General features: G+C 67.2%; 23 protein-coding genes. 7 read left to right on the top strand and 16 right to left on the bottom strand.

Translation table 11 applies throughout. From position 1 onward, the window contains the following. The 4 genes from VF536_RS23210 to VF536_RS23195 form a co-directional block, all read right to left on the bottom strand. On the bottom strand, nucleotides 1–500 hold a 500-nt coding region (locus tag VF536_RS23210), incomplete at its 3' end, for a hypothetical protein (protein ID WP_331617275.1). Further along, nucleotides 500–772, bottom strand: a complete 273-nt coding sequence (locus tag VF536_RS23205; protein ID WP_331617274.1) for a hypothetical protein — start codon at nucleotides 770–772, stop codon at nucleotides 500–502. The genes VF536_RS23210 and VF536_RS23205, both read right to left, overlap by 1 nt. Before the next feature lie 9 nt (nucleotides 773–781). After that, a complete protein-coding gene (locus VF536_RS23200) occupies nucleotides 782–1,144 on the bottom strand; it encodes a 5-carboxymethyl-2-hydroxymuconate Delta-isomerase (RefSeq protein ID WP_331617273.1) in 363 nt (120 codons plus the stop codon). Nucleotides 1,145–1,208: 64 nt separating this feature from the next. Then, on the bottom strand, nucleotides 1,209–1,652 hold the full coding sequence (locus VF536_RS23195; protein ID WP_331617272.1) for a hypothetical protein: 444 nt from the start codon (nucleotides 1,650–1,652) through the stop codon (nucleotides 1,209–1,211). Nucleotides 1,653–1,714: 62 nt separating this feature from the next. Between VF536_RS23195 and VF536_RS23190 the strand changes: the two genes are divergently transcribed. Beyond that, nucleotides 1,715–2,206, top strand: coding sequence for a hypothetical protein (locus VF536_RS23190; protein WP_331617271.1), 492 nt, complete (start codon nucleotides 1,715–1,717; stop codon nucleotides 2,204–2,206). A 200-nt stretch (nucleotides 2,207–2,406) separates the two neighbouring features. Further along, the gene (locus tag VF536_RS23185; protein WP_331617269.1) at nucleotides 2,407–3,774 is read left to right on the top strand and encodes an MFS transporter; all 1,368 of its coding nucleotides are present in this window, start codon (nucleotides 2,407–2,409) and stop codon (nucleotides 3,772–3,774) included. On the opposite strand, the gene VF536_RS23180 is transcribed toward VF536_RS23185, so the two are convergent. From VF536_RS23180 to VF536_RS23140, 9 genes are all read right to left on the bottom strand, one after another. Further along, nucleotides 3,761–4,009 (bottom strand): NAD(P)(+) transhydrogenase (Re/Si-specific) subunit beta, encoded by a 249-nt coding sequence (locus tag VF536_RS23180; RefSeq protein ID WP_331617268.1) that lies wholly within the window; start codon nucleotides 4,007–4,009, stop codon nucleotides 3,761–3,763. The genes VF536_RS23185 and VF536_RS23180 overlap by 14 nt on opposite strands. A gap of 11 nt (nucleotides 4,010–4,020) precedes the next feature. Beyond that, complete coding sequence (locus tag VF536_RS23175) at nucleotides 4,021–4,425, bottom strand: hypothetical protein (protein ID WP_331617267.1); 405 nt, start codon at nucleotides 4,423–4,425, stop codon at nucleotides 4,021–4,023. A 98-nt stretch (nucleotides 4,426–4,523) separates the two neighbouring features. Beyond that, entirely contained in the window at nucleotides 4,524–4,886 is a 363-nt protein-coding gene (locus VF536_RS23170; RefSeq protein ID WP_331617266.1) for a hypothetical protein, read from the bottom strand. A 44-nt stretch (nucleotides 4,887–4,930) separates the two neighbouring features. After that, entirely contained in the window at nucleotides 4,931–5,422 is a 492-nt protein-coding gene (locus VF536_RS23165) for a GNAT family N-acetyltransferase (RefSeq protein ID WP_331617265.1), read from the bottom strand. A 41-nt stretch (nucleotides 5,423–5,463) separates the two neighbouring features. Beyond that, on the bottom strand, nucleotides 5,464–5,964 hold the full coding sequence (locus VF536_RS23160; RefSeq protein WP_331617264.1) for an endonuclease V: 501 nt from the start codon (nucleotides 5,962–5,964) through the stop codon (nucleotides 5,464–5,466). Between the two features lie 17 nt (nucleotides 5,965–5,981). After that, nucleotides 5,982–7,154: a hypothetical protein gene (locus tag VF536_RS23155; protein ID WP_331617263.1), complete on the bottom strand. Its 1,173-nt coding sequence runs from the start codon at nucleotides 7,152–7,154 to the stop codon at nucleotides 5,982–5,984. Nucleotides 7,155–7,166: 12 nt separating this feature from the next. Further along, a complete protein-coding gene (locus tag VF536_RS23150; RefSeq protein WP_331617262.1) occupies nucleotides 7,167–8,315 on the bottom strand; it encodes a hypothetical protein in 1,149 nt (382 codons plus the stop codon). Continuing rightward, on the bottom strand, nucleotides 8,312–9,076 hold the full coding sequence (locus VF536_RS23145) for a hypothetical protein (protein ID WP_331617261.1): 765 nt from the start codon (nucleotides 9,074–9,076) through the stop codon (nucleotides 8,312–8,314). Before VF536_RS23145 ends, VF536_RS23150 begins: the two co-directional genes overlap by 4 nt. A gap of 57 nt (nucleotides 9,077–9,133) precedes the next feature. After that, nucleotides 9,134–9,841: a hypothetical protein gene (locus VF536_RS23140; RefSeq protein ID WP_331617259.1), complete on the bottom strand. Its 708-nt coding sequence runs from the start codon at nucleotides 9,839–9,841 to the stop codon at nucleotides 9,134–9,136. 9 nt (nucleotides 9,842–9,850) lie between these two features. Between VF536_RS23140 and VF536_RS23135 the strand changes: the two genes are divergently transcribed. The 5 genes from VF536_RS23135 (at nucleotide 9,851) to VF536_RS23115 (ending at nucleotide 16,456) form a co-directional block, all read left to right on the top strand. Further along, nucleotides 9,851–10,288, top strand: coding sequence for an HD domain-containing protein (locus VF536_RS23135; protein ID WP_331617258.1), 438 nt, complete (start codon nucleotides 9,851–9,853; stop codon nucleotides 10,286–10,288). A gap of 84 nt (nucleotides 10,289–10,372) precedes the next feature. Next, on the top strand, nucleotides 10,373–11,503 hold the full coding sequence (locus tag VF536_RS23130; RefSeq protein ID WP_331617257.1) for a saccharopine dehydrogenase family protein: 1,131 nt from the start codon (nucleotides 10,373–10,375) through the stop codon (nucleotides 11,501–11,503). 312 nt (nucleotides 11,504–11,815) lie between these two features. Further along, complete coding sequence (locus VF536_RS23125) at nucleotides 11,816–12,448, top strand: NAD-dependent epimerase/dehydratase family protein (RefSeq protein WP_331617256.1); 633 nt, start codon at nucleotides 11,816–11,818, stop codon at nucleotides 12,446–12,448. Between the two features lie 191 nt (nucleotides 12,449–12,639). Next, the gene (locus VF536_RS23120; RefSeq protein ID WP_331617254.1) at nucleotides 12,640–12,939 is read left to right on the top strand and encodes a carboxypeptidase-like regulatory domain-containing protein; all 300 of its coding nucleotides are present in this window, start codon (nucleotides 12,640–12,642) and stop codon (nucleotides 12,937–12,939) included. A gap of 118 nt (nucleotides 12,940–13,057) precedes the next feature. Then, nucleotides 13,058–16,456, top strand: coding sequence for an amidohydrolase family protein (locus tag VF536_RS23115; protein WP_331617253.1), 3,399 nt, complete (start codon nucleotides 13,058–13,060; stop codon nucleotides 16,454–16,456). Between the two features lie 10 nt (nucleotides 16,457–16,466). Here the strand turns inward: VF536_RS23115 and VF536_RS23110 are convergent, their stop codons facing one another. The 3 genes from VF536_RS23110 to VF536_RS23100 form a co-directional block, all read right to left on the bottom strand. Next, entirely contained in the window at nucleotides 16,467–17,108 is a 642-nt protein-coding gene (locus tag VF536_RS23110) for a hypothetical protein (protein ID WP_331617252.1), read from the bottom strand. A gap of 137 nt (nucleotides 17,109–17,245) precedes the next feature. Continuing rightward, nucleotides 17,246–17,695, bottom strand: coding sequence for a dUTP diphosphatase (dut, locus tag VF536_RS23105; RefSeq protein WP_331617251.1), 450 nt, complete (start codon nucleotides 17,693–17,695; stop codon nucleotides 17,246–17,248). 66 nt (nucleotides 17,696–17,761) lie between these two features. Beyond that, nucleotides 17,762–18,247 (bottom strand): phosphopantothenoylcysteine decarboxylase (locus VF536_RS23100; protein WP_331617250.1); only part of this gene is annotated, 486 nt, incomplete at its 5' end.

The raw sequence follows: 18,247 nt of genomic DNA, 5'->3' as shown, positions 1-18,247 counted from the left end.
ACGATATCAGCGACGGCCTCCTTGGACACCACCAACACGCGCACCGGGTGGGCATAGGTCGAGCTGTTCGCGCGCAGCGTGGACAGCAGCGATGCGGCAACGTCGGGGGTCGGTTCCCGCAGCATCAGCAGCGTGGCCCGGCGCGGTCGGAACGCCTCGACAGCGCCAAGCGGTCCTTCGCGCCACCAACCGCAATCCCAGGGATCGCTCGCTTGAGCGCCGCGCGCCGTCACGGACTCGCGCCATAGGAGCTGCAGGCGCCACCCCAGGCCTCGCCAGCGGCCCAGCCGTGCCAGCGCATGGCTGCCGTCCAGCTCACAGGCAACGCCATCCAGACCAGCGTGAGGCGCGATGCTGGCCACGCGCAACGGCTGGGTCATCCGCGGGAAGGCACCGCCTTCACACCATGTCCGAAGCGCCGGGAGCAAGGCGGCGTCGACCGCACCCTGCGCACCGGGCGGAACCATCAGGGCGTCGTCGAAGCGACGGGGCGCTTGCATCAACGGCCGTCCGACCGCCCTGCGTTGGCCGAGGCTGCGGTCCGGCTCGGCTGGGGGGACACGCCGATGGGAATGACGCGCACGCCGGAGGCGATGGCGCCGACATCGGCCGGTCGGGCGGCTTGCGGAGGCTTCGCCGGCGAGCTCAGGCGGATGACGGAGAACATGTTGACCACGCCCTGGCGCGCTTCGGAGGCGAAGAACAGTCCGGCGACGGCCAGGACGACGGCCGCGAGGCCGGCGACGATCTTGATGGGGGAGAGTTTCATCATGGCCGCGGGTCAACCACCGATGATGGTCTTGGCGTAGGTCTCGCGCTGGATCTCGACGACCTCGACCGACACCTGGATGTGGAGCTCCGGCGATGCGGGAATGCAGGACGCGAGCGCCTTGAGCGCGATCGCGCCCATCTCGCGCCGCGTCTCGTCGCTGCGCCCCGTCAGCACGGAGAGCGTGCCGGCCACGAACGCACGGCCGCTTGCCTGCACGCCGACCAGGAAGTCGTCCGCCTTGAACGCGCGGCTCTTGATGTCGATTTCATCGAAATGTCCCGACTCGGCAAGCGCGGCGTTCACGGCGGTGAGGCAGCGACTCACGTCGAGCTCGACGAGGTTGGCGCTGTGATGAAGGATGAAATGGGGCAAGACGGGTCTCCAGTTGCGCCAATGATAGGTGGGCCGCACGGAAGACCTGTCGGTGCAGGCTCCTTCACCAGGGGATCTCCACCGCACGGACCAACCGGACCTTGCCGTCCCCGTCGCCCCAAAGACGTGTGCCGCTGGTATCGGCGAGGTGCCATCGCCCTTCGATGCATGCCAATGCCCAATAGGGATCGCGCGGATCCACCTCTTCAACGAATGGATAGGTGTGGCACAAGGCGTTCACGCCGAACCGCGCCCACAAGCGCACGGCGAGGGTCAAGTCCTCATGCGACCCGAGACCGCAATCGTCCGCGCACATCACGGACAGGAAGCTCGGCCAGTCCGGATCGTCGGTTCCTTTGATCTGCGCCCACACCTTGCCGAGCTCTTCCGGGAATTCGTCCTGAACGTCGATGCGCGCTCCGAGCGGGACGAGGTCCGCAAAAGCTTCCATCACCTGCCCGGGCGTCAGACGGGCCGACAGCGTGATCTCAAAATTCGAAAAGGCCACCGACGTCTCCTGGCGTACTGGCTGTACCTTCCAACGAGTGCCTCCACCTGAGGTCGGGCACCTTGCTTGCTCGCAGGAACCCGGAGTCGATCAAGCGATCGCACAGGGCTTCGTGGAAAACTGAAAGGGCCATCATGAAATTGACCGCAATCTCGATCATTGCACTGTCCTTGACCCTCGCGGGCTGCGACGGCGGGGGCTCGTCGACGTCATCGACGAGTTCGGCCGCGAGTTCGGCGACGCCATCGGGGTCGTCGCCCGCAGCGTCAACGACTGACCCCGGGCAGAACTGGCTCGGCCGCTGGAACGGGCCGGAAGGCACCTACCTGCAGCTGGACGCCATGGGCAGCGGCGGTTACTACGTCCGCATCAAGGACCTGGATGCCGAACGGACGTTCAAAGGCGTCGGGCAGGACGGCGCCGTGCATTTCGAGCGGGACGGCAAGCAGGAGTCGATCAAGGCCACGGACGGCGACGCCACAGGGATGAAGTGGCTCGCGGGCAAGACGAAATGCCTGACGGTTCATGCGGGGGAAGGCTACTGCCGGGATTGAGCCTTGGAGGCATGCCAGGCTCTTCACTCGCACGGCGCGAAGCACACGTCCGAACAGGCGTGACAATCCACTGATGCGGAAGAGAACCATCATTCCAGTCTTTGGTGCGGCTCTGCTTTCAATTGCGACTTTTCGGATGATCCAGGATGACAGCGCGGAGGATGCAGTGGATCTGTGCCGCGTGAAGGACCGGCTGGCACATGGCTGAACCGACGTCGCCGTCGCGTCTGTCGCTGGCCCGGCTGCTGGGGGGCCAGTTCTCGTCGCTTGTGGCCAGCGGCACGACGCAGTTCGCGCTGGGCATCTGGGTCTTCGAGCGCACGCACCATGCCACCTCGGTCACGCTGCTGATCACCGCCTATCTGTTGCCGTTCCTGCTGTTGAGTCCACTGGCGGGCGCGCTGGCGGACCGTCTGTCACGCAAGCGGCTGATGCTGGTCGGCGACCTGGCGGCCGCGTGCACCGCCGCGGCTACGCTAGCGCTGCTGCAGGCGCAGGCGCTGCAGGTCTGGCATCTCTACCTGTTCGCGGTCGTCAACGGCGGCGCCCAGACCTTCCATTGGCCGGCGTTCGCCGCCGTGTCGTCCGAGGTCGTGCGCGCCCGCCACTATGGCCGCGTCCACGGTTTCACCTCGCTGGCGGAAAACGGTGCCAAGGTGTTCGCCCCGGCATTGGGCGGCGTGCTGCTGGCGGCAATGGGACTGCCGGCGATCCTGTGGCTCAACCTGGCCGGATCGCTGGCCGCAGCAGCGCTGCTGGTGTCGGTACGTATCCCCGAACGCCCATTCGCCGCCGCAGGCGCCGCGCGAAGCCTCTGGCGCGACTCGTGGTACGGCTTCGCCTACCTCGCGCAGCGGCGCGACCTGCTCACGCTGCAGCTGATCTTCTTCGCGGCCAACTTCTTCTTCTCGCTTGCGACAGCGCTGGTGGTGCCCTATGTGTTGCAGGTGACCGGGGGCGACGCCGTCGCGCTGGGCCAGGTGCAGGCCGCCGGCGCGGCGGGCGGCATCGCGGGCGCGCTGCTGATGGGCGCCTGGGGCGGTCCGGCGCGCCGGCCGGTGACGGCCATCCTGCTGTTCTGGACCTGCACCGGGTTGGCTGGCGTCGGGCTGGTCGGCTGGATGCGCGCGCCGGTCTTCATCGCGCTGGCGATCTTCATCTACACCTTCTTCGGGCCGCTGATCGGCGGCAGCAGCCAAGCGCTGTGGCAGCGCACCGTGCCGCTGGACGCGCAGGGACGCGTCTTCGCCACGCGTCGCCTGATCGCCTGGGCGTCCGGCCCGTTGGGCGCCGCTGCCGCGGGGCCGCTCGCGGATCGGGTGTTCGGTCCCTGGCTGCAGGGCCCGCGGACCCCGTTCTGGGCCTGGCTGCCGTCCGGTCCGGGCGCGGGCATCGGCACGCTCATGACCGGCGCCGGGCTGTGCATCGCGCTGGTCGCGCTCGCCAGCCTGCGCAACCGGCGCCTGGCGGCGCTCGACGCCCACTCGCCTGCCCGGGTGAACGACCGACCTGACGGCCTGGCCGAGTTCCATGCCCCCCCGCATCTGCGACCGCCTACGTCGCCTTGACCTCGGCGCCGAGTTGAATCAGCGATTGGCTCGCGTCCCCGAACAGTATCGATGTCTTGGGGGCGACGAACAGATCGTTCTCCACACCCGAGAATCCTGCACCCTTCCCTCGCTTGAGCACGATGATGCTTTTGGCGTCCGCCACGTTGAGTATGGGCATGCCAAAGATGGGCGAGGACACATTCGTCCTGGCGGCCGGATTCACGACATCGTTGGCGCCGACGAAGAGGGCCACGTCGGCTTCCCCTAACTTCTCGTTATGGGGATGTCCGCCCAGTAGCGAATGGCTCGGAGCCTTGCAGACACCTCCGAACCGTTGGATTGCAATTCATATGTGGACACGGCGGAGATCACAGCTGCGACGCCGAACTGTTTGACCAGATACCAAACCACCTCCTCAAGGCTGATGTCCCATTCGGGTAGGAGTGAGCCGATCGCCGTTTCAAGGGGCAGCGAGCAAGGTGGATTGAGTGCATGGAGGGCGACAGCACTGGCCGCCACGGGATGCTCACTTCCCTGCCGCATCACGCTGAAGGCAAAGAGCTTGGAGAAGAGCTCAGAGGCGGGAAAGACTTGAAGTCGCTCAAGCAACCGGGGAACGCTTCGCGGTCCGCGAAATTCTCGCAACGCATCTTCAACGGAGTCTGGCATGGTGGGTTCAAGTGGAGCGGAGGATGCAGGGTCAACGTCAGGACACCTCAAACCGGAGCCTCTTCCGAGATGCACGCAGTAGTAGGCGTCCAGATTATTCAGGTCGACTCCGGAGCCATGGAAGGCCAGAGGGGGTCGATGTGCTCGACATCAAACCTGGTCGCAGCGATGAAGGCAGCCAGCATCCGAGGGGCATAGGTCTCGATAGGCTCCGCCGACATCGCGGTACGAATGGCGGCTGTCCATTCCCGGATCTCCTTCCTGTAGACCACGAGAAAGTGGTCGCCGGCACTCGTCTTGATGGCGCAGACCTCGCAGGCCGAGATGTCATCGGCGACGTTCTCGAACACGAAACCGAAACGGCTCGCCAGTTCCGCTTCCGTCAGCGACGTGGTGGCGATGTCCTGAAGGAAGATGAGTTCTCTGGGAAGGTCCCGAAGTGGCACAGGCTGATAGGTCATTCGTCTCTCCGCTGCGACCCGGGTGATTCCGACATTGCGCGCCGTCATTCACTCACGTCGCCTTGAGCGAGCTGCCTGAGCGAATCCCCCGAAAGCCGGAAGTAGAGCTTGCTCGAGAGCTGCTCCGCCTGAAGCCGCTTGTAGAAGTTCAGGGCCCCGGCGTTGTCCGCATCCACGGTCCAATCGAAACGCACGCAGTTCTTCTCCTCCGCGTATCTGGCCACCCATCTCATCAACTGCTCGCCAACGTTCATCCCTCGATGATCACTGTGGACATAGAGTTCCTTCATGAACAGCTGTCCGCGCTCCTTCGGGGCTGGATAGAGCAAGGAGATGGCAGCCATGCCCCGCACGACGCCGGCTTCAACTGCGACGACGAATCGCACGTCGGCATCCGGTCCGAGCATCCGCTCCCTCAGGTGGCGCTCGATGGCATCGCGCCCTGACGCATTCGTGCCGTTGTAATGAACGCTCATATCGGCGAGCAAGTCCAGCAACGAGTTGAAATCATCCTGGCAGTTGAAACGGATCTGCATGTCGGCTCATTCAGTCGTAGCGACGGGTCATCAGTCAGGTGTCACTCACTGTTCTTCGCCAGCCGGGCCGCGAGCTTCATCAGCGTGGGCACGCGCTTCCTGCCGTGCATGGAACGCAGCCGCACCTTGGCGGCGCCGATGTCGATGCCCGCGCAGGTCACGACCAGCGGCGGCGTCTCTTCTTCCCGCATGACCTCGAACTGCGCCGACAGGCCCGGCAAGCCCTTCTTGGAGACCCCGACGACGGGCACCGAGCCGCCCAGCGCGTGATGCAGATGCTGGCCGAGGCCGGGCGTGTCGTCGGCATCCAGATGGACGAAGCCGTCGATCAGGAGAAGCTCAGGCTCCAGGCTGTGCTCGCGGAGCAGTTGCATCACGCAGGGCAGTGCCCGCAGGTCGAGCTCGCCGCGCACGGCCTTCTCGACATGGGCGATGCGCGAGACATAGGTCTTGGTCGCTTCCGCGGCATCCCAGGCCTCGAAAGCCACGGCGGCGGCAGTCGCCTGCGCGCCATCGACATGAACTGCGACGATGAATTTCATGCGCGATTATGAGTCGCTCACTTCGGCTCGAAGAACACGTACATCCGGTCGATGCAGCCGTCGGAGGTGTTCGGCGGCTGCCCCGGTCCACGGGCGTTTCCATGCGGCATGAAGTTGATGGTGACCTCGTAGTCGGGATATCGATGCCGGAACGCCGCGTGGTACGGCGGGCCGAGTTCCGATCGCGGCCATTCGTTGCCGAGTTCCCGCAGCACCATCGACGGCCGGATGCAGGCCGGCACCTTGTGGATCTGATCGGACGGGTCGTCGTCCCACCACGGCACCTTGCGGACGTCCGTGTAGGGATCGGTCAGTACCACGCTCAGATTGACGCGAGGCCGGCCGGTGGCAAGGTTCCAGGCCTTGCGTCGGATGCGTACCCAGCTGGACTCGAGTTGCGCCAGGCCCCGGTATTCGGATTCGTCGGGCGTCGCCTCGCCGCCGGTCACCAGTCGCGCGCCGAATCGCTGCTCCAGCGACGCCGGCTCGGGCGGCGTCGCGACGACCATGCCCGCCAGGCGGCGGGCCAGGCGTTCGGCGCTTTCCGTGTGGGCCGGGTGGTCGCCAGGCAGTTGCGCCGGCAGAGACGGATGCTGCTGGCCGCTCCAGTGCCGCAGCGGCTTGCACGCCGCATCGAGGTCGCCCTGCGCGGCGGCCGTGCCCGGCAGGAAGACGCCCTTTGACAACTCGACGGGTTTGCCCAACGGCTCGGGCGGGAGCTGCCGCATGCCGAGCAGACCTTCGATGCCGGCCAGCGCGAACGGCGGCTTGGCGACGGCCGTGTAGTCGCGTGCGGCGAGCTGGAAGCGGATGCGGTTGGGGCTTTCCGTCAGGTACTTCGCGTGCAGCGACAGTCCCCGGGCGCCGCCGAGCAGCGGCAGCGACTCCAGCACGATGGCGTCAGCGATGACCATCCGGCAGCTGCCTTGCGGGGACAGGCCCTCAACACAAGGCACGTCCGGCGTCTCGACGGCGATGCGCGTCACCTTCACTCGCGCGACCACCGGCTGTTCGCAGAGCCACCGCAGGTCCGTCGCGGTCAAGGTCTTCGCCGCATCCGCAGCGGTGGTCGCATCCGCAGCCGAAGCCACCAGCGGCATCGCGACCAGTATCGCGAGCGACAGACCCAACCGCGCGAGAGTGGGCGCGAGGGCAGGCACGAATGCGGGCGCGGCACGGAGGGTCGTCACCGTGTGTCCCATTCAGGATCCCGAATTCGGCGAGTAGTAGATGTACATGGTCTTCACGCACTCCTGTTGCGGCGCGCGGCCGTCTTCAGGGCCGCTCGCGTAGTACGGCGGGGTGAACTCCAGCTGGACCCGGTACTGCGCGAAGCTGCGCATGAATCGCCCCCGGTAAGGCAGGCTGATCCGGGAGAAGCCCCAGCCATCGCCGATGTGGTCCACGATCATCGACGAGGTGACACAGGGATGCGCCCAGCCATCGGTGGGATCGCGTTCCCACCAGGGCGCCTGGCGCGACGGGGCCTGGGGGCCGGAGAGATCGACCTGCAGGATGGCCGAGGGCGGCCCGGACTTTTCATCGTAGTGATCCCTCGTGATACGGACCCATTGCCGGGACAGCTTGGCCAAGGTGCGCGTCTGGGAACGACCGGGATAGGCAAAACCTGGATCCACCATGCGCGCGCCGAAGCTCCGCTCGATGGCGGCGATGTCGGGCGGCGTCGGACCGATCAGCGCGGCCAGACGTTTGCCGAGCGCTTCGGCCCCTTCGCGCCGGGCGGGGAAGTCGCCTGCCAGTTGTTCCGGCATCGCGGCGCTGCGCAGGCCGCTCCAGTGTCGGAACGGTTTGCACACGGCATCGAGATCACCGCTGGTGGCGGGCGTGTCCGGCAGGAAGGTGCCCAAGGACCACTCGCGCGGTTTGCTGCCACCCCAGCGCGGTGGCTCGGGCAATGCGAGCAGGCCGGTCACGCCGACCAGCTCGATCGGCGGCGTGGTCGCGGGGCCCTGATCCCGCGTCGCGAACCGGAAGGTGACGCGAGACGGCGGTCGGCCGTAGGACGCGGCCAGCGCGCGCTCCAGGCCAGGATGGCCGCCGATCGACGGCAGCGGGTCCAGCACGCTGGCCTCGGCCACGACCACGCGGCAGTCGTTCGTGCGCTCGTCGGTGCCGCTCGCCAGGCAAGGCGCATCGGGCGCCTGAAGACCGATGCTGGTCAATCGCACGCGCGCGACGACGGGCTGCTCGCAGGCCCAGCGCACATCGGCGGTCGACGGTGCCGTCGACGAGTCGGCGGCGACTGCCGCGCTCATCGCAGTCAACGCTGCCATCGCGATCAATGGCGACAGCCAGACTGTCAGGCGCGGCCTGCTGGAACGGCGCATCATGGCCGCGCTCGGGAGAAGCTGCCGCACGCGCTCCCGTTTCCACCTCGATTGAGCGGCGCCAGCGACAGGATGGTTTCGACGGCCTGCTCGCGAGCAACGGGCTGCCAGGTGCCGGACCAGCCATGCCCGCCCTGCCGCATGACCAGGCCGTCGGGTGAATGCTTCAGCATGTGCAGTCCCTCCAGTCCCTCATCGTCATCGTCGCTCAATGAAACTTCATGTCCGGCAGCCAGCAGCGCCAGGAGTTCCAGTGCTGCATCGGCTTCTCGACCGACCGGGATCGAGAAGTTCGTGATTTCCCCTTCGCCATCGCCCCGGGTTTCTTCCACGACAAGCGCATTGAACTTCATGTCTTCGCCGACGCGGGACGGATGCCGGGGTGTGAATGGGAATTCGCCACTGGCCCTGCGGACGACCGCTTCCAGGCAGGGCCGGTCATATCCGAATCGCCGCGAGAACCCCACGGCCGACCCATGCGCCACGTGATTGACGGAGATGTGGCGATTCGCCGATCGCCACGGCAGCCAGCTTCGGAAGGTCAGTTCGCCGCTGATCGCGCATTGCGCGACTGCGGTCGAAACCGCACCCGCCTCGGCTTCCCACAGCGTGAGCTCGACATCCCTGCCGCGGACGTAGGACACCAGCGCCCATCGTTGGAACTGGCGGACGTCCGATTCGGCATTCCTGAAAGCCGCCCGTCGTCCGGTGCCGACGATTTCGGCCTCGAAGGAATCAATGGCGGCGAGTATGGCGATCTTCATGGGGTGTCGCGAAGAAGGACGGTTGTCTCCAGGGCCTGTCATCGGCGCCGTGGAATCTCAGTCGTTCCTGACCGTGATGACACTTCGAAGGTCAGGCGCCTGATGGGCAGTGAAGATCATCTTGCCGCGGTCGGTGTCGGCGGCGATCATGGCGTTGACCAGGCCTGCAGCCAGGCCGGCTCCCAGGCCGGCCATGACTGGCGATGCACCCGGCGCGGCCGTCACTGCGATCGGGAGCGCGTTCTCGACCGGCATCCCGTCGACGTACTTGCCCGTCCCGTAGATGATCCACATGCGTGCCGGATCTGCCGGGTTGGCCGGCATGTAGATGCCGCCTTCAATGGACCTGACACGCTCCTCGGCCACAGGCTTCCCGCCCTCCTGGACCTGCGACATGCGGACGGAGCCCTCGGGCCCGCGGAAGTAGGTGCCGCCGTCGGCATCCGCGAGCTGCGCGACGTACTTGCCGGACAGGAGCTCGTACTTGAACTTGTTGCCCACCATCCCGACGACCGGCGTCACGTAGACGAAGTTCTGGGGCAGATCGATGGACTGCGCCTGCGCTGGCTTCTTCAGGGACGCCGGATCGACGGCACTGCAGGCGACGAGTTGAAAGGCCAATGCGACGATGGCAAGGAGGCGGAAGGACATGTTCGGCGGAGAGGTTTGTTGCCGGCGCGATGCTATCCGAACCGATCGCGCATACTGCTGGCAATGACCACCTCCCTCCCAGATCAGGCTCGCGCTTTCGCCGTTGCTGCGCACGGTGGACAGATGTATGGAGAGCACCCCTACGTGCACCACCTGGACGCGGTGGCCGCGATCGCCGGACCCTTCGGCGAGGCCGCCGTCGTCTCCGCGTATTTGCACGACACCGTGGAAGACACGCCGGTGACCCTGGCGGAAGTGGCCGATCGATTCGGACCAGATATCGCGGCCTGCGTGGCGCTGCTCACCGACCAGCCCGGCGCCAATCGGAAGGAGCGCAAGGCGAAGACCTATGCGAAGCTGGCCGAGGTCACGGGGAAACTCGAGCTCGCGTTGATCGTGAAGGCGGCCGATCGCCTGGCCAACGTGAGAGCCTCCGTGAAGGACGACAACGCGCGCATGCTGCAGGTGTACCGCGGCGAGCATCCGACGTTCCGGGAGGCCGCCTATCGGCCGGGACTCTGCGACCCGCTGTGGTCCGAACTGGACGCCCTGCTGGACTGAAGACGACCAGCCCGAGGCCTTGAGAGGCGCCACCTTCCGTCCCCGTAGACTCCGCCCTTCCATCGAATCGAAGAAGACATCGAATTGAAGACGCTGGTACTGGGAGGCTACGGCAACTTCGGCGCGCGCATCTGCCGCGCCTTGGCGGGCGATCCGTCGATCGCATTGATGATCGGCGGGCGCAACCTGGCGCGAGCGACGGCCTTGGCCAGGGAACTCGGATCAGGCGCCGAAGGCATCGCCATCGATCTGGCATCGACCGCGTTCTCCGATGAACTCCGACGCCTGGGCGTCGAGCTGCTGATCCACACGGCCGGCCCGTTCCAGGATCAGTCCTACGACGTCGCGCAGGCTGCTGCGCGGGCTGGCGCGCATTACATCGACCTTGCCGACGGACGTCGATTCGTCTGCGATTTCCCGTCGTCGCTGGACGCGGCTTTCCGCGCGTCGGGACGCGTCGGCATCTCCGGCGCGAGCACCGTGCCGGCCTTGTCCTCGGCCGTGGTGGAGATGCTCACGCACCAGTGGCGCACCGTCCGCAACATCGACCTCTGCATCGCGCCGGCACAGACCGCGCCACGCGGAGAAGCGACGCTCGCCGCCGTGCTGAGCTATTGCGGTGGACCGATCCAGGTCTGGGACGAAGGACGCTGGTTGTCACGCCTGGGCTGGGCCGATCCCACGCGCGTCCGATTCGCCCGATTGCGGCCGCGCCTCGGAGCCCTGTGCGACATCCCGGATCTGGAGCTCTTCCCCGCGCGCTACGGCGTGACGAATCGCGTCATGTTCAGGGCCGCGCTCGAAGTCGGTCTCACGCAGCGGGCGATGGGCATGTTGGCCACGCTGCGGCGCATCGGGCTCTTGAAGCAACCCTCGCGACTGGCCGCGCTGATGCAGGCCACGGCGCCTGCGTTCGACTTCCTCGGGTCCGCGCTCGGCGGCATGGTCGTGCGCGTGGAAGGCGACGATTCCGCCGGCCGCCAGGTGCGACGGGAATGGCACATCGCCGCCGACGACGATCACGGCCCCGAGATCCCGTGCATGGCGGCCATCCTGCTCGCACGCCGCCTGGCGGGCGGAGAAGACCTGACCCCGGGCGCTCACGCCTGCATGGGCTTGCTGAGCCCGGACGAGTTCAGGCCGGAGTTCGAGCGATGGGGCATGGTGACGGACGTTCCCTCGGAAGAGGTACTCGATGGCGCACCGGCGATTTGAGTTCGACATGCCCGCACCCGCGGAAGTCGTCTTCGACGCCTTCCACTTCCATCATTGGCGTTTGAAGTGGGACTCGCTGGTCCGCGACACACGCGTGCGAGGCGGAGCGCCCTGCCCCTTCGGTCGGACCCACGTGGCTGCGATGGCTGCTTGAACCGGTCGTCGTGCGGATGTTTGATTGGCAGACGCGCAAGCGCTTCGCGCGGCTTCACGCGTACATTCAGCACCATCGCGAAGAGATCGAGCGGTGGCAGAAGGCGCAGGCCTGAGAGCATCCGAGCATCGCTTCGACAGGTTCGAGGAGATTCGACGATGAAACTGCTGCTGCTCGGCGCCTCGGGCTTGGTGGGAAGCCACGCACTGGCGCTCGCGCTGGCCAATGACGCGATCTCCGAAGTGATCGCGCCGACGCGCAAGCCGCTGCCCCCTACCCGCAAGCTGGTGAATCCCGTCTGCCCGCGACTCGATGACTTCGTGCCGATGCTGGCGTCGTACAGGCCGCAGGCGGTGATCTGCGCGTTGGGGACGACGCAGGCCAAGGCCGGGTCGAAAGAGGCGTTCCGGCACGTCGACCACGAGCTCCCCGTCGCGTTCGGGAAGGCCGCGCACGCCGCGGGCGTCGAGACCTTCGCGATCGTGAGCGCCGTGGGCGCGTCGGCGGACTCCCGGTTCTTCTACACGAGGACCAAGGGCGAAGTGGAACGGGACATCCAGGCCATCGGCTTCCGATCCCTGACGATCTGCAGGCCGAGCCTGATCGGCGGCGAGCGGAATGAAACCAGGCGCGCCGAACACGCGGCGATGGCGCTGATCCGCGTCCTGACGCCGGTCCTGCCGAAGCGCTTGCGCATCAATCCGGCAAGCAGCATCGCCGCGGCATTGCTCAAGGCGGTCACCGAGTCCAAACCAGGGCTCCGTTGGATCTCGTCGGACGAGATGAACTGAGGTCCTCTCGGGACAACTTCAGGATGGCTTCGGAATGGCGTCCGGCGCACAAGAATCTTCGAGCATCGACCGTCGCGCATGACGATCGGATCCGCTCCGGCCGGACTGCTACGCTGGATATCATTCCTCGCGCTGCCTCACTGTCTGACCGCTTGATGGCTGGCGCCGCGTTCACCAAGGACTGCCCCGCCATGAGCCTCTTGAAGACCCTCCGTCCCGTCGTCATCGCCGCAGCGCTTGCCGCCACGGGCTTGACCGCCCTGGCCGCCGACCCGACGGGCACCGTGCAAGGCAACGCCGCGCCCGGTGAACAGATCGTCCTGATCAGCGACGCCGACGGCTCCGTTCGCGGAGCGGTCTGCGATGCCGCCGGGCGATTCGAGTTCAAGAATCTTCGCGTGGGCCAGTACGAGGTGATCCGCAACGCGGCGCCCGACCAGAAACACGGCGCCCCGGTGATGGCCGGACGCGTCACCACCGTCAAGCTCTGAGGCCGAGGCGCGCACGGCGCGCCCCTCGCACGGCCATTCGTCATGCCCTCGCAAACCCGGTCGGGGTCGCGCGTAGGCCGCCTCTATGCTGCCGGCACTCTTCATCCCAGGGTGCCCCATGACGAACAAGATGCTCACGAAGCAGGCCTCGCCGACCACCGTCCCGAACGCTTTCACCGTCACGCCCGCCCGCGCGGGCGTGTTCGCTTTCGGGCTCGCGCTGCAGGCCGCCGCCTTCGCCGCTGACGCGCCCGTCGCGCCTGCTGCGGCACCCTCGCCTGCCGCGGCCGCCTCGGCCCCCGCGAAGTGGAACGTCAACCAGCCCCCCGGCGAGAAGAAGATCGCCAACATCGACGTGCGCACCGGCACCTGGATGTCGGTCGACGTCAGTCCCGACGGCAAGCAGATCGTCTTCGACCTGCTCGGCGACCTGTATGTGATGCCCGTAGTCGGCGGTGAAGCCAAGGCACTGACGCATTCGATCGCGTGGGAGATGCAGCCCCGCTTCTCGCCCGACGGCAAGCAGATCGCCTTCGTCTCCGACGCCGGCGGAGGCGACAACATCTGGGTCATGAACGCCGACGGGTCCAACGCCCGCGCGATCTCGACCGAAGACTTCCGCCTGCTCAACAACCCGGTCTGGCATCCCGGCGGCAAGTACATCGCCGCCCGCAAGCACTTCACCGGCACCCGCTCGCTGGGCAGCGGCGAGATCTGGCTCTATCACGTCGACGGCGGCAAGGGCCAGCAGCTCAACGAGAAGCCGAACTGGCAGAAGGACCTCGGCGAACCCGCGCTCTCGCCCGACGGCAAGTTCCTCTACTACTCGCAGGACAGCACCCCGGGCCGCCAGTTCGAATACAACAAGGACAGCACCGGCGAGATCTTCCGCATCTACCGACAGGACCTGACCGACGGCACCAGCGAACCCTTCGTCACCGGCCCCGGCGGCGCGATCCGCCCGACGCCCTCCCCCGACGGCAAGTACCTCGCCTTCATCCGCCGCCTGCGCGACGCCTCGGGCAGTCGCACCACGCTGTTCCTCAAGGACCTGAAGACCGGTCGCGAATTCCCCGCCTGGACCGGCATGGAACGCGACCTGCAGGAGTCCTGGTCCGTGCACGGCGTCTACCCCGGCATCGCCTGGATGCCCGATTCCAAGCAGGTCGTCGCCTGGGCGCAAGGCAAGCTGTGGCGCATCGACCCATTCAAGTCCAGCGCCGTCGAGATCCCCTTCCATGTGAAGGACGAGCGCCAGATCACCCCCGCGCTGCGCTTCGCGCATGAGGTCGCGCCCGCCACCTTCGACTCGAAGATGCTGCGCTGGGTCAAGGTCTCGCCGGACGGCAGGCGCGTGGTGTTCTCCTCCGCCGGCTACCTCTACACGAGCGAGCTGCGCGACGGCCAGCCGGTCGGCGAAGCCCGCCGCCTGACCTCGCAGACGGAACGCTTCGAGTACTTCCCGGCGTTCTCGCGCGACGGGAAACAGATCGTCTACCTGAGCTGGAACGACGCCGATCAGGGCCGCGTGCGCGTGCTCGATCTGGCCGGCGGCCGCGACACCATCGTCACGACGGAACCCGGCAAGTACCTGTCGCCGGCGTTCTCGCCGGACGGCAAGACCGTCGCGTACCAGAAGGCCAAGGGCGGCTTCCTGACCTCGCCCTGGAACAGCCTGGAGCCCGGTGTCTACGTCGCCTCCGCCGACGGCAAGGGCCAGCCGCGCCGCGTCACCAAGGACGGCGAGGCGCCCCAGTTCGGCGCCGACAACGACACGCTCTACGTCACGCGCAGGCAGACCACGGGCGAGGTCGATTCGAATCACCAGCTCATCCGCTTGAACCTGGTCGAGCGCAGCGAGTTCGCCGTCGCCAAGAGCGAATTCGCGACCCGCTTCACCGTGTCGCCGGACGGCCAGTGGCTGGGCTTCACCGAACGCTTCCACACCTACGTCACGCCGCTCGCGCCCGCGGGCAAGCTGCAGACCGTCGGCCCGAAGGCCGAAGCGATGCCGGTGAAGAAGCTCGACGTCAACGCGGGCGACGACCTGCAGTGGTCGGGCGACGGCAAGTCGCAGCCCTATGCGCTGCACTACGCACTGGGCAACGAGCTGTTCACCGTGCCGCTGGCGCAGGCGCTGCAGCCAGGCTTCAAACCGGCGGAGCGCGGCGCGCCCATCAAGCTGACGCTGACCGCCGACAAACCCAAGGGCCGCATCGCGATCGTCGGCGCGCGCATCGTGACGATGAGCGCGAGCAAGCCCGATGAAGTCATCGAGGACGGCGCGATCCTGGTCGACGGCGACCGCATCTCTGCGATCGGGCCGCGCGGGTCGGTGACGATCCCGGCGGGCACGGAGACGATCCAGGCGGCCGGCACGACGGTGATCCCGGGCCTGATCGATGCGCACTGGCACGGCACGATGGCCGAAAGCGAGATCGTCCCGCAGCAGAGCTGGATCAACTACGCCTCGCTGGCCTTCGGCCTGACGACGCTGCACGATCCGTCCAACCGCACCAGCGACATCTACACGCAGTCGGAGATGCAGCGCACCGGCCGCGTGGTCGGGCCGCGGATCTTCTCGACCGGCACGGTGCTGTACGGCGCGAAGGCCGATTTCTCCGCGGTCATCAACAGCCTGGACGACGCGCAGACGCATCTGAAGCGGCTGAAGTCGGCCGGCGCGATCAGCGTGAAGAGCTACAACCAGCCGCGGCGCGACCAGCGCCAGCAGGTGCTCGAAGCCGCGCGCGAGACCGGCATGATGGTCGTGCCGGAAGGCGGCTCGCTGTTCCAGCTCAACATGTCGATGGTGGTCGACGGCCACACCGGCGTGGAGCACGCGCTGCCCGTGGCCAAGGTCTACGACGACGTGAAGCAGCTGTGGCCGCAGACGCAGGTCGGCTACACGCCGACGCTGAACGTCGCCTACGGCGGCCTGGACGGCGAGCACTACTGGTACGCGCGCACGGACGTGTGGCGTCATCCGATCCTGAGCAAGTTCGTGCCCAAGGCTGTGCTGGAGCCCCGCAGCGTGCGCCGCGAAACGGCGCCGGAGGAAGACTTCAACGTCATCCAGGTCGCGAAGACCGCGACCGAGCTGCAGCGCGCCGGCGTGTCGGTGAACATCGGCGCGCACGGCCAGCGCGAAGGCCTGGGCGCGCATTGGGAGCTGTGGATGATGGGCCTGGGCGGCATGAGCTCGCTGGAGGCCATCCGCACGGCGACGCTCAACCCGGCGCGTTACCTCGGCCTGGACAAGGACATCGGCTCACTGGAGCCGGGCAAGCTCGCGGACCTGGTGATCCTCGATGGCGACGTGCTCAAGGACATCCGCCAGAGCGACAGGATCAGCCAGGTCATGCAGGGCGGCCGCGTCTTCGACATCCCGACGATGAACGAGGTCTGGCCGGCGAAGAAGCCGCGCAAGCCCTTCTTCTTCGACGGGGTGAATGCGAGCGCGCCGGTGGATGCCGCGGCCGCAGGCGTCGAGGAAGGGCACGGTCACGGCGACTGAGCGTCGATGCTCAGAGGACGGGGTGCGGCACGACCTGTGCGACGGTGAGCGGATCGGTCGTCACGTGGATGGCTTGCACGTCGTTCTCCGGCGGCGCGTCGAAGACGGCGAGGTCCTTCAATGCGGTCTCCATCGCCGAGGCCCTCGACGGCGTCTTGCCTGGCGTACCGACCTTCTGATCGTCGGCAGTTGTGGCGGCCGGCGTCATCGGATCGTGCGTCGGTGCATGGGACGGCGGCGCTCCCGGCTTGCCGGTGCCCTTGTCGTAGTGATCGACGATGCTGTTGGTCACGCTGTGCACGAAGGCGCCTGCCAGGCCCACAGCACCGACGAGGCCTCCCACGATGAGGCTGCCGACGCCCCAGCCTGTGCCGGCTTCGCGGTCGACGCTCGACGACAGGGCCGAGACCGAACGGCCGGTCGCCGAATCCGCCGAATCCGCCGAGTCCGCCGAGCCCTCCGGAATCGCCGACAAGGCCGACAAGGCCGACGATCCGTCGTCTGACGGCGGCGTCACGGCCGGCGGCGGGGGAACGTCGCCCGCCAGGGGCGCGTCGGCGGCGCTCTCGACGTCCTTGGCATTCTCGACGTCCTCGGCCTTGCGTTCGAGCGCGGTGGTGATCGGACGTCGCGGGATCTGAGGCGTAGGCATGGGTCTGACCTTCAAGCAATGAAAGCCAGAGAGTCTGCCGTCGACACGCTCGACCGCCACTCGCTCATCAAGGCTGGGCGGCCTCCTCTGCTGACTCAAAAGAATCAGCCGCCTCCCCTCGTGAGGCTGTGTCGCGATCAGGCCTTGCCGGTCGACCCGAATCCGCCCTCGCCGCGCGAGGACGCGTCGAAGTCGTCGACGACGCGGAAGGTCGGCTGCACCACCGGCACGATCACCATCTGCGCGATGCGCTCCATCGGCTGGATCGTGAACACGTCCTTGCCGCGGTTCCACACGCTGACCATCAGCTGGCCCTGGTAGTCCGAATCGATCAGGCCGACCAGGTTGCCCAGCACCACGCCGTGCTTGTGGCCCAGGCCCGAGCGCGGCAGGATCATCGCGGCCAGACCCGCATCGCCGATGTGGATCGCCAGGCCCGTGGGCACCAGCACGGTGTCGCCGGGCGCCAGCGTGATCGCCTCGTCCAGGCAGGCGCGCAGGTCCAGGCCGGCGCTGCCGGTCGTCGCGTAAGCGGGGAGTTGCTCGGCCATGCGGCGGTCGAGCACCTTCAGATCGATGGTGGTCATGGAGTCGGTCGAAAAAGGAAATCGAAGCGTCTGAAGGATGGTGGCAAGGCCGGGGGCTGCCCCGCCTCAGGCGCCGTAGGTCGTCAGCCGCTGCGCGATCTCGCGCACCAGCTCGCGGGCCAGCGTCAGCTTGTCGGCGCGCGAGAGCTCACGTTCGCCGCGGGCGTCGACCAGCGTCAGCGCGTTGTCGTCCTGGCCGAAGGCCGCCGGACCGATGTTGGCCACGATCAGCGGCACGTTCTTGCGCTGGCGCTTCTCGCGCGCATGCTTGATCAGGTCCTGGCTCTCCGCCGCGAAGCCCACGCACAGCGGCGGGTGCGGCAACGCGGCCACGGTCGCCAGGATGTCGGGGTTCTCCGCCAGCGCCAGCGCGGGCGCCACGGCCTCGCCGGCCTTGGCGTTCTTCTTGATCTTGTGTTCGGCCGTCTGCGCCGGGCGCCAGTCCGCGACCGCCGCCGTCGCGACGAACACCTGGTGCGTCGCCGCGCGCGGCAGCACCGCCTCCAGCATCTCGCGCGCGCTCTGCACGTCGATGCGATTCACGCCCAGCGG

The organism is Roseateles sp., assembly GCF_036486225.1.
GTDB lineage: Bacteria > Pseudomonadota > Gammaproteobacteria > Burkholderiales > Burkholderiaceae_C > Roseateles.
The sequence above is the reverse complement of the archived record's forward strand: the minus strand, read 5'-3'. Positions and strand labels throughout refer to the sequence as shown.

Coding starts and splice junctions, on each gene's coding strand:
- VF536_RS23205 (WP_331617274.1), bottom strand. CDS start 772: ATGATGAAACTCTCCCCCATCAAGATCGTCGCCGGCCTCGCGGCCGTC.
- VF536_RS23185 (WP_331617269.1), top strand. CDS start 2,407: ATGGCTGAACCGACGTCGCCGTCGCGTCTGTCGCTGGCCCGGCTGCTG.
- VF536_RS23175 (WP_331617267.1), bottom strand. CDS start 4,425: ATGCCAGACTCCGTTGAAGATGCGTTGCGAGAATTTCGCGGACCGCGA.
- VF536_RS23170 (WP_331617266.1), bottom strand. CDS start 4,886: ATGACCTATCAGCCTGTGCCACTTCGGGACCTTCCCAGAGAACTCATC.
- VF536_RS23165 (WP_331617265.1), bottom strand. CDS start 5,422: ATGCAGATCCGTTTCAACTGCCAGGATGATTTCAACTCGTTGCTGGAC.
- VF536_RS23160 (WP_331617264.1), bottom strand. CDS start 5,964: ATGAAATTCATCGTCGCAGTTCATGTCGATGGCGCGCAGGCGACTGCC.
- VF536_RS23150 (WP_331617262.1), bottom strand. CDS start 8,315: ATGATGCGCCGTTCCAGCAGGCCGCGCCTGACAGTCTGGCTGTCGCCA.
- VF536_RS23145 (WP_331617261.1), bottom strand. CDS start 9,076: ATGAAGATCGCCATACTCGCCGCCATTGATTCCTTCGAGGCCGAAATC.
- VF536_RS23135 (WP_331617258.1), top strand. CDS start 9,851: ATGTATGGAGAGCACCCCTACGTGCACCACCTGGACGCGGTGGCCGCG.
- VF536_RS23125 (WP_331617256.1), top strand. CDS start 11,816: ATGAAACTGCTGCTGCTCGGCGCCTCGGGCTTGGTGGGAAGCCACGCA.
- VF536_RS23120 (WP_331617254.1), top strand. CDS start 12,640: ATGAGCCTCTTGAAGACCCTCCGTCCCGTCGTCATCGCCGCAGCGCTT.
- VF536_RS23115 (WP_331617253.1), top strand. CDS start 13,058: ATGACGAACAAGATGCTCACGAAGCAGGCCTCGCCGACCACCGTCCCG.
- VF536_RS23110 (WP_331617252.1), bottom strand. CDS start 17,108: ATGCCTACGCCTCAGATCCCGCGACGTCCGATCACCACCGCGCTCGAA.
- dut (WP_331617251.1), bottom strand. CDS start 17,695: ATGACCACCATCGATCTGAAGGTGCTCGACCGCCGCATGGCCGAGCAA.